A 13,636-nucleotide genomic window follows, 5' to 3' on the forward strand; every position below is an offset into this window, starting at 1 on the left:
GCCGTGATTGGTTGCCGGAGCGATTGCTGTGCGCTGTGGCAATGCAATCGTGCATGCCTTGATCACGGAAAAGCCGAATCGTGGTCGTTTATGGGAGGAACCGTTGCTTGAACCGCGTCGACTGGCAACGCAACACACAGATCGACTGCTGATGCTGTGATCGCGATTGATCTGATAACAGTCGCATCAAGCGTCAGCGCGTCGGCAACTCCATCTATGAAACAGTCTCGGGTACCTCACATCGCACTGCACCGCGCGTACATGACCCGTCCTCGTCACAGAAGCGCGGGTACACCGACCGTTTCCTGTTTCCACCACAGCGCGTGCCGACACGCGCCTCACAGTTCGTCCTGTCTGTGACCGTCGAGCGGCATCCACGTTTTCTCCCATACGTGTATCCCAATTCCGCTCTCACGTTGACGCCACATTTTTCGCGGCGCGGTTATGATGCACAGGTCCCGAGCGCGGCATGACAACCGATCGGGGCAGGGGCGGTATCTCGATGGTCTTTCAATCCGTGATAAACCAGAAAAGAGAGTTCAGCGATGCGAATCCAGATCAGAAAACTCACGCTGGCTGCTACTGCAGCCGCGTTCCTGTTCGGCTCGGCAGTTCCTGCGTTTGCGCAGACCGACGCCAGCGCGCCCGCGGCACAGGATGCGAAGGCAGCGAAGAGCCAGGCACGCAAGGCGGCCAGGGCCCAACGCAAGGCAGAGCACAAGGCGGCACGTGCGAAGAACACCGCCGAGCTGAAGAAACTCGAAGACGCCGGTTACAAGCCGGCGGCCAATGATCCGAACTATCCGCAGAACCTGCAGAACGCGCAGAAGAAGGCTGCCGGCGCTGGTCAGTAAGCGTCGTCCGGCGGCAAGCCACGGTTCGATCCGCGGCTTGCCGCATGCGTCGCGGCCTCGCGGCGCACATCGAAAACGACATTCCAGGTATCGACGAACGCAAACGCAATCCATACGCTTGCATCATTTGATTCGGATTCCTGCGTGTCTTGGCGCGCGCGACCCGCACACCGACGCGGTCAGCTCCGCCCCGGCGGCGCAGCCGCGTTTCCCGTCACCTTCAGCCATTCCTTGAACGCCCGCACCGCTTCGTCGTTCGCGCGTGCCGAGGCCACGTACGTGAAGTAACGCCACGGCGGCAGCGCCGGTTCGCTGAACGGCTGCACGAGCCGACCTTCGGCGATGTCGTCTGCGACGAGTGCGATCGGCCCCATCGCGACGCCGAGCCCGTCGAGCGCGCCTTGCAGCGTCAGGTAGAAATGCTCGAGCGTGAGCGAGTGGCGCGGCACGAGATTCGGCTGCCCGGCTGCCGCGAGCCATTCGGGCCACATGCCGGGATAGGTGGCCGCGTGCAGCAGCGTGAAGCCGGCGAGATCGGCGGGCGTATGCAACGGCCGCCCCTCGAGCAGCTTCGGCGCACACACCGGCAGCCGGACTTCGGACAGGAATTCCTCGGCAACGTAACCGTCGATGGCCTGTGGGCCGCCGCGCACGATCAGGTCGACCTTGTCGCGCAGCTTGTCGATCGGCTCGTTCGACGTTGACAGCCGCACCTCGATGGCCGGATGGGCGACCTGGAACGACGACAGCTTCGGCACCAGCCAGCGCAACGAAAACGTCGCGGGTGCGCTCACGCGCAGCACGCGCTGCTGCGCATGGCCGAAATGCTGCGCGGTGGCGAGCGCGATCCGGTCGAACGACGCGCCGACCTCGGCGAGATACGCGCGGCCCGAGTCGGTCAGCTCGACCCGCCGGTTATGGCGCTCGAACAGCGGCCGTCCGAGCCACGCCTCCAGCTGCTGCACGTGCCGGCTGATCGCGCCATGGGTCACGCACAGTTCGTCCGCGGCCAGCGTGAAACTGCCGAGGCGCGCGGCGGCTTCGAACGCACGCAGGGAATTCAGCGGAGGGAGTCGTCGGGCCATGGCATCGTTCGTGTGATATTTACTCACACGATGGTTCAGGATTAATCGTTTGATCGGGTGCTCAAGCTCCGCCAATATGGCACACAAACGGCCGGCTCGGCCGAATGACTGTCTGAATTTCTCACATGGAGTGCGGAGCATGCCGAACGTGGTGGTCGTGGGCGCCCAATGGGGCGACGAAGGTAAGGGGCGCGTCGTGGACTGGCTGGCGGCACAGGCCGATCTCGTTGCACGCTACAACGGTGGCCACAACGCGGGTCATACGCTGGTGGTCGGCGGCAAGACGTACAAGCTCGCGCTCCTGCCGAGCGGCGTCGTGCGCGGCAAGCGCGGCGTGATCGGCAACGGGGTGGCGCTCGATCCGGAAGCGCTGCTCGCGGAAATCGGGCGGATGGCCGAGCTCGGGCTGTCGGTGACGCCGGACAACCTGTCGATCGCCGAGAACGCGACGCTGGTGCTGCCGATCCACCGCGCGATCGACCAGGCTCAGGAGCGCTTGCGCCGCGAGCCGATCGGCACCACGCTGCGCGGGATCGGGCCGGCCTACGAGGACAAGGTCGGGCGCCGCGGGCTGCGCGTCGGCGATCTCGCGGAACCGGGCCGGCTCGCCGCCAAACTGGATGTGCTCGTCGACCATCACAACGCGTGGTTCCGCGGCCTGGGGCTCGACGAGTATTCCCGCGACGCGATGCTGGCGACGCTGGTCGACCTTGCGCCGCGGATCCTGCCGTTCGTGCGCCCCGTCTGGGCCGATCTCAACGACGCGACCGACCGCGGCGAGCGCATCCTGTTCGAAGGGTCCCAAGCCGTGATGCTGGACATCGACTGGGGCACGTACCCGTTCGTGACGTCGTCCGGCACCGTTGCATCGGCGGCGGCGGCCGGCACGGGGCTGGGTGCGTCGAAGCTCGGCCACGTGCTGGGCGTCACCAAGGCATATGCGACGCGGGTCGGCGGCGGCCCGTTCCTCACCGAGCTGTCCGACGCGACCGGCGAAACGCTGCGCGCGCGCGGGCAGGAGTTCGGCGTGAATACCGGCCGGCCGCGCCGCTGCGGGTGGCTCGATGCCGCGCAGCTGCGTCAGGCCGTCAGGATCTCGGGCATCGATTCGCTGGCGCTCACCAAGCTCGACGTACTCGACGGTTTCGAGTCGATCGAGCTGTGCGTCGGCTACGAATTCGATGGCGTGCGGGTCGATCATCTGCCCGCGAGCCTCGAGGCGCAGTCGCGCGCGAAGCCCGTGTACGAGCGGTTCGACGGCTGGCGCGGTACCGTGAAGGGGGTACGTGAACGTGCGGCGCTGCCGCGCGCCGCGCAGGATTTCATTGCACGCGTCGAAGCGGTCGCGGGCGCACCGGTATCGATGATCACGACCGGCGCGGAGCGCGACGACACGATCGTGTTGCGCAATCCGTTCGATGCGGCCGCCGGGGCGTAATGCGTCAACCATGCGGTGAATCGCGGCGCGGCACCGTGGTCGCCGGGTAGTTTTTGCCGATCCGATGCCGCTCGTGTGCCGGCGCGACCGGTCGCGCATTCGCTCGGGCCGGACATCGCGCACACGGCGACTCGGCCACTCGATTCGGCGTCCGGATTACGCCGCATACGGCGAACTGGACACGTCAGCACTGCTGCTGTACTGTTCCGCACAATTCGCGCCAGACCGGCCTGCGCCGGAGCCGCCGGCACCGTGGCCGCGCGGTGGCGCGACGTGATCTCAATCCCGGGGACAGGTCGATGGACACGTTACAGATGATGCGCATTTTCGTCCGGGTGGCGGAGGAGGGCAGCTTCACGAGCGCGGCCCAGCGCCTGGACATCACGACGGCCTACGCATCGCGGTCGGTCGCGCAGCTCGAAACGCATCTGCGCACGCGCCTGCTCAACCGCAGCACACGCCGCATCGCGCTGACCGACGCCGGGCAGCGCTATCTCGACCGCTGCCAGCGCATCCTCGGTTATATCGAAGAAGCGGAATCCGAGGCGGCCGACGCACAGGCAAAGCCGTCCGGACGGCTGCATGTCCATGCGACGACGAGCTTCGGCCAGGCCTACGTGGTGCCCGCGGTCGTGCGATACCGGCAGCGCTATCCATCGGTCGCGGTCGAGCTGACGCTGTCGCAGCACGTGCCCGACATCATCGACGAAGGCTACGACGTGTCGCTGCAGTTGAGCGCGACGGAGTTGCCCGATTCGGGGCTCGTGTCGCAGCGGCTCGGCGAGGTGCACAGCGTGTTGTGCGCGTCGCCCGCGTATCTGAAGGAGCGCGGTACGCCGCGCACGGTGCGCGAGCTCGACGGCCATGCGTGCCTGCAGATCGTCACGCCCGTGTTTCCACGTGATCGCTGGCATCTCGACGGCCCCGACGGCCCCGAAACGTTCGACCTGCCGTTGCCGGATTTCCAGGTGAACATCGCCGATGCGCTCGGCGCCGCACTGCGCGCGGGCCTTGGCATCGGTTCGCTGCCGATGTCGTCGGCGTTGCCGGCGCTGGCGAGCGGCGCGCTGGTGCGCGTGCTGCCCGACTACCGGTTGCAGAAGCTGACGGTCTACACGCTGTATGCATCGCGTCAGTATCTCGATGCGAAGATCCGTACGTTCGTCGATTTCCTGCGCGAATGCGTGCCCGAAATGCTGGCCACCGACGAGGCTGCGCTGCACGCGTCCTGCAAGTCCTGAGGTCGTGCTGTCGGCATGTGAGTACGATGCTGCGCATCGATCGCACAAATAATCTGCAGTCCTGTATTTGAGGCGGATATCGGCCGCCTCGTCACGACGGCCCCGGGCAATGACGCGCGGATAACCGGCGTGCCCTTATGAAAGCGCTTGCTTTCGATATCGAACATCGTTGGTTCGGTGCGTGGCGCCAACCCCCTAGAATCGGTTCGACCGGCTTCATCGCATGCGTGCGCAAAGCGGCATCCTCTTCATCGAACCCGATACGACATGGCAGACCAACACTCCACAACCCGCCGCCGGCTCCTGCATGCCGGCCTGGCCATCGCGGCGGGCGCCGCCGTGCAACCGGGCTTCGCGCTGGCGAGCACGGCCGGTGCGCGTACGTTGCGCATTGGCTATCAGAAAGGGCCGCTCAGCCTGTTGAAGGCACGCGGTACGCTGCAGAGCAAGCTCGCGACACTCGGCGTGACCGTCACGTGGACCGAGTTTCCGTCCGGGCCGCCGCAGCTCGAGGCACTGAACGCGGGATCGATCGACTTCGGCGATGTCGGTGAGGCACCGCCGATCTTCGCGCTCGCGGCCGGCGCACCACTCGTCTATTACGCGCAGACGCCGGCCGGCCCCGCCGCCGAGGCGTTGGTGGTCGCGAAGGATTCGCCGGTCAAGACCTTTGCGGACCTGCGCGGCAAGCGCATCGCGCTGGTGAAGGGATCGAACACGCACTTCCTGCTGGTCCGGCTGCTGCAGGCGGCCAAGCTCAACTATGCCGACATCTCGCCGGTCTGGCTGTCACCGTCCGATGCGCGTGCCGCGTTCGAGAATCGCTCGGTCGATGCGTGGATCATCTGGGATCCGTTTCTCGCGGTAGTGCAGCAGGCGTTCGGTGCGCGCATCGTCGCGGATGGCACCGGGCTCGTCGAGAATCGCGGCTACTACTTTGCGTCGCGCACGTATGCGCAGCACAATGCCGACGTGCTGGACGTGGCCGTGTCGGAATTGACGGCGGTCCAGCGATGGCTCGATGCGAACCGCGCGCAGGGCGCGGCCGAGTTCTCGAAGCTGTGGGGGATTCCGGAGCCCGCGGTAGCGCTCGCGTTTCGCCGCGCGCGCTTCGGCGTCGAGCCCGTCACGCGCGACACGCTCGCGTATCAGCAGCGCATCGCCGACGTGTTCTACCAGGCCGGCGTGCTGCCGAAGCGCGTCGACGTCAGCCTGGCCGCGCCACCCGCGCTCGCTTGAAGGTGCTGCCGGTCAACGGCGGAACGGCAGTGCGACGTCGTCCGGAATCGGGCACACGTACGGCCGGCCGCCGCGCCGCTCGAGCAATTCGGCCTTCGCCTGCGCGAGCGTGTCCGGTGCGCCGAGCAGGTCGATCGCGGTCGCGGCCATCGTCTTCGCTGCAAGCAGCATGCCCTTGTGCGCGAGCGGCGTCTTGCCCTGCGCAACCCACTGCCACGAGTGCGGCGGCGTGCCGAACGCGTAGCAGCTCGTATGGCATTGCGCGGTCGGCGTGACCCAGCTCACGTCGCCGACGTCGGTCGAGCCGCAGATCGGGCGGCCCTTGCCCGGCTCGTACGGATCGATCCCGTCGAACAGCGCTTTCGGATTACGCCACGCCTGGTTCAGCGAACGCGATGACGTTTCGATATCCTGAGCAGTGAGCGTCTGGCGCTGGTACGTATCGGCGAGCGCTGCGTCGTCCGCGTCGAAGCCGGCGGTGCCGATCGACTGCAGATGCCGGTACATGACCTGGTTCAGCACGGCGTTTTCCAGCAGGTTCGAGCAGGCCTTGTCGAACACGATCTCGAGCCGGCAATCGGTCATCATCGCCGCGCCGCGCGCGACGTTCTTCACGCGCTCGAACAGCTCGGCCGCCTGGTCGTTGCGGGCTGCGCGCACGAGGTACAGCACTTCCGCATTGGCCTGCACGACGTTCGGCGACAGGCCACCCGTGTTCGTTACCGCATAGTGCACGCGCGCTTCGGGCAGCATGTGTTCGCGCAGGTAGTTGACGCCCACGTTCATCAGCTCGACGGCATCCAGTGCGCTGCGGCCGAGATGCGGCGACGCGGCGGCGTGCGACGCCTTGCCCGTGAAGCGGAAGTACGCCTGGATGTTCGCGAGCGAACCGGCCGGAAAGATGCCCGTGTACACGTGCGGGTGCCACGACAGCGCGGCGTCGAGATCGTCGAACACGCCGGCGCGCGCCATGAACGTCTTGCCGGAGCCGCCTTCTTCGGCCGGGCAGCCGTAGAAGCGCACGGTGCCGGGCTGGCCCGTGCGTTCGAGATGCGCCTTCACCGCTGTCGCGGCGAGATGCGCGGCGGTGCCGAGCAGGTGGTGGCCGCAGCCGTGGCCATTGCCGTTCGAGATCTCGCCCGACGGCTGGCAGGTGAGTGCGCCGGCTTCCTGGCTGAGCCCGGACAACGCATCGTATTCGCCGAGGATGCCGATCACGGGGCCGCCGTCGCCGGCTTCGGCGACGAATGCGGTCGGAATGTCGGCCACGCCGCGCGTCACGCGAAAGCCGGCTTCCTCCAGCATCCGGATGTGCAGGTCGGTCGACGCGAATTCCTCGTAGCGCAACTCGGCGAGGTTCCAGATCCGGTCGGACAGCTCGGTGAATTGTGCACGCTGGCTGTCGATGAAATCGAGGGCGAGTGAAGTCATGAATTGCTCCTGTGAAGAGACTGGCGCGGTCAGAATTTCTGCCGGAGGCCAAGGGCGAAGACGGTGCTGCTCATGCCGGGGGCGGACATCGGTGCGGAGCCGAACGACAGCGCCGACTGTCCGGTGTTTCTGAAGCCGCCGAGCCGTACGTACACACCGGTGAGTTTCGAGAACTGGTAGTCGTAGCCGAGCAGCGCACCGAGCGCATGGCTCGCCTGGCCGGCGATCGTGCGATACGCGAGGTCGGCGCGGATCGCATGCGGGCCGCGCTGCCAGATCGCACCCAGCGAATAGACCTGCGCGACGAGCGTGCCGGGCGCGGTGGGGCGCATCAGCGTGTACGCGAACGACGCGAGCGTCGGACCGAACGCATACGACGCGCTGGCCATCACCGAATCGGTGCGCGGGCCGTCGGGGGCGCCGCCCGGCGTCGACGACGTGGCGGCCCACATCGCGTTGTATGCACCGCTCAGCATCACCGGGCCGCGTGCGAAATTGGCGACGGCCCCGGCGTTGCTGGCGATCGGGCTCGCGCCTGCCGCGTTGCGGAACGCGTAGAGCACGGTGACGTCGAGCCCGCCGTAGGTCGGCGTCTTGTAGCTGATCGCGTTCTCGATGCGCCCGGGCAGCGACGCGGCACCGCGCCCGAGATCGCTGCCGATCAGCGCGGTGCTCGCGAACGGCGACAACTGGCCGACGAGATAGAACGGATCGGCCGCTTCCGGCACGATCGCCGGATACTGCTTGCCGAGCTTGATCGTCCCCCAGTCCGCGGAGCCGATCGCGACGTTGGCTTCGCGGTTGTAGAACGATGCTGCGCTCTGCGGGCGCCCGGACATCAGGTCGAAACCGCTTTCGAGGCGGAAGCTCGCGCGCAGGCCGCCGCCGAGATCCTCGCTGCCGATGAAGCCGAAGCGCGACGTCGACGCACCGCCGCTCATCAGGCCGACGCTCGTCTGGCTGCCGATGCGCGCGTATTGCAGGAAGCTGTCGAGCGCGCCGTAGATCTGTACGTTGGCGCGGGCCGGCGCGGCCCACATGCAGGTTGCCGCGCAGCACGCGGCCATCAGGGTTGAATTGCGCACGTTTGTCTCGTGATGTCGCGATCGTCGGCGCGCGAATCGCAGGCGTGCAAGGGCCCGCCCGCGCACGCGTCGACGTCGCGGATTCTGTTGTCTGATAGTGGGTGGCGCGGCCGGTATCCGGCGTCGCCGTGAATGAAGCGGCGCGCCGTTCAGCGACCGTCGTGATGCGAGTCGGCCGGGCGTTCGCGGAAGCGCCACAGCGCGATCATGCTGACGGCGCCGCACGCGAGCACGTACCACGCGGGCGACATCGGGTCGCCGGTGCGATGCAGCAGCCACGTGACGTTGAACTGCGCAAAACCACCGAAGATCGTCACGCCGAAGCTGTAGATCGTTGCGAGCGCGGTGGCGCGCACGCGCGGCGGGAACGCCTCCATGATCAGCAGCAGGAACGCGGAACTGCCTGCGGTGGCGAAGGCCATCACGACGGTGACGATCGCGACCATCAGCCCCACCGACGGCGCGGCGATCAGCAGCCGGAAGGCGGGATACACGCACGCGAGCGACAGCAGCCACGTGACCGCGATCATCGGCTTGCGGCGCGGCAGGCGATCGATGATCCACAGTCCCGACACGAGCGCGGCGACGATCATCGCAAGCCCCGACGCGCAGCCGGCGAGCAGCGACGTCGCCATCGGCAGGTGAAGCGTGCGTACCGCATAGGCGGGCATGTAGAACACGAAGATGTAGAGCGTCGACGTGCCGCCGATGATCATCAGCGTGCCGAGCACGACGCGGCCGAGGTAGCGCGTGAACACTTCGCGCACCGCGCTGCCGTCGGCATCGTGCGTCGGCACATGCGTTTCGTCGAGATGTCGGCGGATGTAGAAGCCGACCGGGCCGAGCAGCAGGCCGAGCAGGAACGGCACGCGCCAGCCCCAGCTTTCGAGCGCGTCCGCCGACAGCACGGCCGACAGCAGCGCACCGCTGAGCGCGCCGAGCAGCGCCGCGACGCCCTGGGTGATCATTTGCCAGCTCACCATGAAGCCGCGGCCGGACAGCGGACCCGATTCCATCAAGAAGGTGGTCGACGCACCGATTTCGCCGCCGGCCGACAGGCCTTGCAGCAGCCGGCCGATCACGACCAGCACCGGCGCGACGACGCCGATGCGCGCATAGGACGGCGTCAGCGCGATCAGCGCGGTGCCCGCGATCATCAGCTGGATCGTCAGCGTCAGCGCCGCGCGCCGGCCTGCGCGATCGGCGTAGTTGCCGATCAGCACGCCACCGAGCGGGCGCATCACGAAGCCGACGCCGAAGGTCGCCATCGCGAGCAGCAGTGGCCCGGCGCCCGAGTCGACCGGAAAGAACGTCTTGCCGATCAGCGCGGCGAAGTAGCTGAACACGGTGAAGTCGAACATCTCGAGCGCGTTGCCGGCCGAGGTGGCGATGATCGTCCGGGTCTGCGCCGAGCGGCGGCGCGGGGCAGGCGGCGCGTTGACGAGCGGCGTGGCGGCGTCTTGCATCGGGGATGTCTCCATGGGTATCGGTATCGTGAGCACCGCATGGATCGTCAGGCATCCTGCGAGAGCTGGCCGCATGTTAAGACCCGGCAAAACATCGCGATACGCGCAAATTTTTATCCTGATAACATTTGTTTATCCCCCGATGCCTTTCGTCTGTCTCGTCCATTCGTCGCATGAAACTTCACCAGCTCCGCGCGCTCGTGGCCGTTGCCCGCTCGGGCAGCATCCATGAAGCCGCGCGCACCCTGCATCTCACGCAACCTGCCGTCACGCGCTCGCTGCGCGATCTCGAGGACGAACTCGGGCTGATGCTGGTCGCACGCAGTTCGTCGGGCGTGACGCTGACCGATGCGGGGCGTGCGATGCTGCGGCGGGCCGAACTGGTCGTCAACGAGGTTGCGCGCACCGAGGAGGAAATGGCGCAGTTGCGCGAGAACCGGCAAGGCCGGCTCGCGATCGGGATGACGCCGCTGGCGGGCATCACGGTGCTGCCGGCCGCGTACAACCGCTTTCGCCGCGCGATGCCCGACGTCCAGCTCGAATTCGTCGAGGGCAGCCCGTCGCAACTGGTCGAGCAGTTGAAGAACGGCGCACTCGATTTCGCGTTGGGTGCGGGCGCGGATGCGCAGGACTTCACGTCCGTGCGCTGCGAGCATCTCGACTCGTTTCCGATGTGGTTCGCGGTGAGCCGCAAGGGCAAGCTCGCCGGTGCGACCTCGCTGGCCGACCTGCAGGACGCGGAGTGGCTGCATACGGGGCCATCCACCGAATTTCGCGCCTTTCTTGCGGAGCTGTTCGCGCAGGCCGGCCTGCCGGTGCCGCGCCGCGTGACGCGCTGCGCGTCGCAGACGCTGTTCTACGCACTGGCCGTCAACAGCGACGTGGTGACGGCGTGGACGCAGCTCGCACTACGCGGGGAGGATGCATCCGATACGCTGAAGACGCTCGATCTCGTCGGGCAGCCGCCCGCGCGCAACCTCTATCTGCTGTTCCGCGACAGCGCGGTGCTCACGGCGTCGGCCGAGTACTTCGTGCGCTGCATCGACGAAGCCGTACAGGCCGAGCGTGCGAATGCCGGCGTGACGAAGCGCGGGACGCGCTCGCGTGCGCCGCGCGCGTGAGGTGCGGGCCTACGGCGCGACGCGGGATAGCGGCACCGCTTCGTCGCGCAGCTTCAGCACATCGCGGCCCGGGGCATCACCGAACAGGCGTGCGTATTCGCGGCTGAACTGCGACGCGCTCACATAGCCGACACTGCGGCACGCCTGCCGCGCATCCATTGCCGATACGCACATCAGGCGGCGCGCCTCCTGCAGTCGCAGTACCTTCTGGCATTGCAACGGGCTCATCGACGTGACCGCACGGAAGTGGTGATGGAAGGTCGACGGGCTCATGTCCACCTGCCGCGCGAGCGATTCGACCGTCATCGGATCGAGGTAGTGGTCGCGAATCCAGGCGACGGCGCGCGAGATGCGTTGCGTCGTCGAATCGGTCAGGCCGACCTGTGCGACGCGTGCACCCGACGGGCCGCGCAGCAGCCGAATGAGGATTTCGTCGACGATCAGCGGGGCGAGCAGGTCGATGTCGTCGGGTTGCGCGATCAGTTGCATCAGGCGCACGACGGCGTCGACGATTTCAGGCTGTGCATCGTGCGTATCGAGTGCGCCGCAGTCGACCGCCTTCGGCAACCCGAGCGGAAACACGCGTGGCGTGAGTGCCGCGATGCGGGCCGGGTCGAGTTCCAGTTGCGCATAGAGGAACGGCTCGGCCGGGCTCGCACGGATCACGCGACCGGTGACGGGCAGGTCGGCAGTCGCCACCAGCATCCGCGATTCGTCGGTCACGTAGGTGTCGTCGCCGACCCGCATCGATTTCGCGCCTTGCCCGACGATGCTCAGGCACGCGTGGTGCACGCCATGGTTCCAGGGCGGCGGTGACGTGGAGGCGCGTGCGATGCGCATGCCGCGCACCGGGAGCTCGAACGTGCCGTCATGTGGCGCGTACGCGGCGATCAGCGCAGCGAGCCGGGCCGTGGGCGACCGGGCAGGGGACCGAGGGGCGTGATCGGGCGTGATGCGCTGTAGCGGCGGCGTTCGGGCGTCGATTTCCATGGTGCGTGAGCGGGTGGCGAAATGATCGGTGCAAGGTGCGCGGCTGCGATTCCCTGTTGGTGTCCCGGCAGGGGTGCCGGCACGGCGGTCACATCGTACGGCGAGTCGCGTGCACGCGATTGCCTAAACCTGTGGGAAATTAGCCCGATCATCCGGATCTGCATGGCCGGTGACCGCATCGCGCGTCGCTGCGCGGTGTGCAGCGCACAAATTCGGAAATTAAGGCAAAACAATCGCAGGATCGGGCAAGCCAATTTCCGGCGGTTTTCATACCATTGCACCTGCTGAAACAAACGTGATCCAGTGCACTCGGGCGATGCAGGTATGACTGCCGCATGGCCGGCGAATGCCGCCGGCGTTGTCGCTGCGAACCACTGGAAAAGACTCAGGACTGCTATTCGAATGTTCATGTATCGGGCCAGCCGAGGCCGGCTTGCGTCCGTTGCATGCCGGCGCGCGTCTGGCGCGAGCGTGCCGACCGACCCGGTGTAGCCGGCGTCGGTGCCGCCGCATTGGCCGGGCCGCTGCATGCCGGTCGCGATGCGGCGACGGGGTGCGCGTCAAGGCAGTCGACCGCGCAGGGGAATCCGGACAAATGGACCAACTTCAATCGATTCGGGCATTCGTGACGGTGGCAAGGGAAGGCGGCTTTCGCCGGGCGGCGACGCGGCTGCGCGTGTCGACGGCGATGGCGAGCCGGCTGGTCGATGCGCTCGAGACGCGCCTTGGCGCACGCCTGCTGCAACGCAGCACCTGCCATCAGTCGCTGACGGAAATCGGTGAGCTGTATCTCGCGCGTGTCGAGCGGATCCTCGGTGCGATCGACGAGATCGACGGTCGCTTCGTCGCGATGGGCAGCAAGCCGGAAGGCGCGTTGCGCGTTGCCGCGCCGGTCGCGTTCGGGCTCAGCCAGTTGAGCGCATTGCTCGATCGTTTTGTGAACCGGTTTCCGGACGTGCGGCCGACCGTGACGCTGACCGATGCCCATGTCGACCTGACATCCGAAGACATCGATGTCGCGTTCCTTACCGACGGCATGCCGGTGACAGGTGCGCATGCGCTGCACACGCTGGCCGCCTACGAATCCGTGCGTGTCGCGGCGCCGTCTTATGTCGACGCGCATGGCGGCGCGGCTGCGTCGGGCGACTGGCCGGATATCACGGCCGTGCGGCTCGATCTGCCGGCGACCGGCGATGACGATGCGGCTGCATTTCGCCCCGACACGGCGCCCGGCGGCAGTCCGGGCGTCGGCCATCTCGAAATGGCACGGCGGCTGGCGGTGGCCGGCATGGGCGCTGCGGTGCTGCCCGCGTATCTCGCCGACGCCGATCTGGCTGCCGGCACGCTGGTGCGCGTTGCGCCGATTCGCCCGCTCGCGCCCGTCACGCTGAAGCTCGCGCATGCCCGCACCGCGCATCTGCCGGCCGCTGCGCGGGCATTCGTCGAATTCGCCGGCGCCGCATTCAGGCCCGCGAGTTAGCGGCCCGGTCGGTAGCCGCGGCAAAGCCCGCCCGCCAGTGCCGCGGGCTCATCGTTCTTTTTCCACGGAAGCAGTTCGACGAACGAACGCTCCGCAGGGCGCAACGCACGCCCGAAATACGCGACCGCAGCAGCGGCAAACAGGAAGCGACAGCATTCCGGCCGCGCGTGCAGGTCACGAGGAGATCTGGTGATTCCCATTGAAGG

12 protein-coding genes are annotated in these 13,636 nt (G+C 67.2%); 6 read left to right on the forward strand and 6 right to left on the reverse strand.

Features of this window, described 5'->3' with window-relative positions; translation table 11 throughout:
* Window positions 1-545: 545 nt before the first annotated feature.
* A complete protein-coding gene (locus tag G3O00_RS05345) occupies window positions 546-854 on the forward strand; it encodes a hypothetical protein (RefSeq protein WP_011349219.1) in 309 nt (102 codons plus the stop codon).
* A 179-nt stretch (window positions 855-1,033) separates the two neighbouring features.
* Here the strand turns inward: G3O00_RS05345 and gcvA are convergent, their stop codons facing one another.
* The gene (gene gcvA, locus G3O00_RS05350) at window positions 1,034-1,939 is read right to left on the reverse strand and encodes a transcriptional regulator GcvA (protein WP_206142325.1); all 906 of its coding nucleotides are present in this window, start codon (window positions 1,937-1,939) and stop codon (window positions 1,034-1,036) included.
* A 139-nt stretch (window positions 1,940-2,078) separates the two neighbouring features.
* On the opposite strand from gcvA, the gene G3O00_RS05355 reads away from it, so the two are divergent.
* From G3O00_RS05355 to G3O00_RS05365, 3 genes are all read left to right on the forward strand, one after another.
* Window positions 2,079-3,377 (forward strand): adenylosuccinate synthase, encoded by a 1,299-nt coding sequence (locus tag G3O00_RS05355; RefSeq protein ID WP_174928900.1) that lies wholly within the window; start codon window positions 2,079-2,081, stop codon window positions 3,375-3,377.
* Window positions 3,378-3,676: 299 nt separating this feature from the next.
* The gene (locus G3O00_RS05360) at window positions 3,677-4,618 is read left to right on the forward strand and encodes a LysR family transcriptional regulator (protein WP_011349222.1); all 942 of its coding nucleotides are present in this window, start codon (window positions 3,677-3,679) and stop codon (window positions 4,616-4,618) included.
* 267 nt (window positions 4,619-4,885) lie between these two features.
* Window positions 4,886-5,857, forward strand: a complete 972-nt coding sequence (locus tag G3O00_RS05365; protein ID WP_206142326.1) for an aliphatic sulfonate ABC transporter substrate-binding protein — start codon at window positions 4,886-4,888, stop codon at window positions 5,855-5,857.
* A 12-nt stretch (window positions 5,858-5,869) separates the two neighbouring features.
* Here the strand turns inward: G3O00_RS05365 and G3O00_RS05370 are convergent, their stop codons facing one another.
* The 3 genes from G3O00_RS05370 to G3O00_RS05380 form a co-directional block, all read right to left on the reverse strand.
* Complete coding sequence (locus G3O00_RS05370) at window positions 5,870-7,288, reverse strand: M20 family metallopeptidase (RefSeq protein WP_011349224.1); 1,419 nt, start codon at window positions 7,286-7,288, stop codon at window positions 5,870-5,872.
* A 29-nt stretch (window positions 7,289-7,317) separates the two neighbouring features.
* The gene (locus G3O00_RS05375) at window positions 7,318-8,373 is read right to left on the reverse strand and encodes a porin (RefSeq protein ID WP_157687075.1); all 1,056 of its coding nucleotides are present in this window, start codon (window positions 8,371-8,373) and stop codon (window positions 7,318-7,320) included.
* Window positions 8,374-8,522: 149 nt separating this feature from the next.
* Window positions 8,523-9,839, reverse strand: coding sequence for an MFS transporter (locus G3O00_RS05380; RefSeq protein ID WP_241024966.1), 1,317 nt, complete (start codon window positions 9,837-9,839; stop codon window positions 8,523-8,525).
* Between the two features lie 173 nt (window positions 9,840-10,012).
* Here G3O00_RS05380 and G3O00_RS05385 point away from each other — a divergent pair, with 173 nt between their 5' ends.
* Window positions 10,013-10,960 (forward strand): LysR substrate-binding domain-containing protein, encoded by a 948-nt coding sequence (locus tag G3O00_RS05385; RefSeq protein ID WP_206142328.1) that lies wholly within the window; start codon window positions 10,013-10,015, stop codon window positions 10,958-10,960.
* 9 nt (window positions 10,961-10,969) lie between these two features.
* On the opposite strand, the gene G3O00_RS05390 is transcribed toward G3O00_RS05385, so the two are convergent.
* The gene (locus tag G3O00_RS05390) at window positions 10,970-11,800 is read right to left on the reverse strand and encodes an AraC family transcriptional regulator (protein ID WP_241024967.1); all 831 of its coding nucleotides are present in this window, start codon (window positions 11,798-11,800) and stop codon (window positions 10,970-10,972) included.
* Between the two features lie 745 nt (window positions 11,801-12,545).
* Between G3O00_RS05390 and G3O00_RS05395 the strand changes: the two genes are divergently transcribed.
* Window positions 12,546-13,430 carry a LysR family transcriptional regulator gene (locus tag G3O00_RS05395; RefSeq protein WP_174953692.1) on the forward strand — a complete coding sequence of 295 codons (885 nt, stop codon included), beginning with the start codon at window positions 12,546-12,548 and terminating at the stop codon, window positions 13,428-13,430.
* On the opposite strand, the gene G3O00_RS05400 is transcribed toward G3O00_RS05395, so the two are convergent.
* Window positions 13,427-13,630: a hypothetical protein gene (locus G3O00_RS05400; protein ID WP_206142330.1), complete on the reverse strand. Its 204-nt coding sequence runs from the start codon at window positions 13,628-13,630 to the stop codon at window positions 13,427-13,429. The genes G3O00_RS05395 and G3O00_RS05400 overlap by 4 nt on opposite strands.
* Between the last annotated feature and the right edge of the window lie 6 nt (window positions 13,631-13,636).

The organism is Burkholderia sp. Ac-20384 (assembly GCF_017104605.1).
Taxonomy (GTDB): domain Bacteria; phylum Pseudomonadota; class Gammaproteobacteria; order Burkholderiales; family Burkholderiaceae; genus Burkholderia; species Burkholderia lata.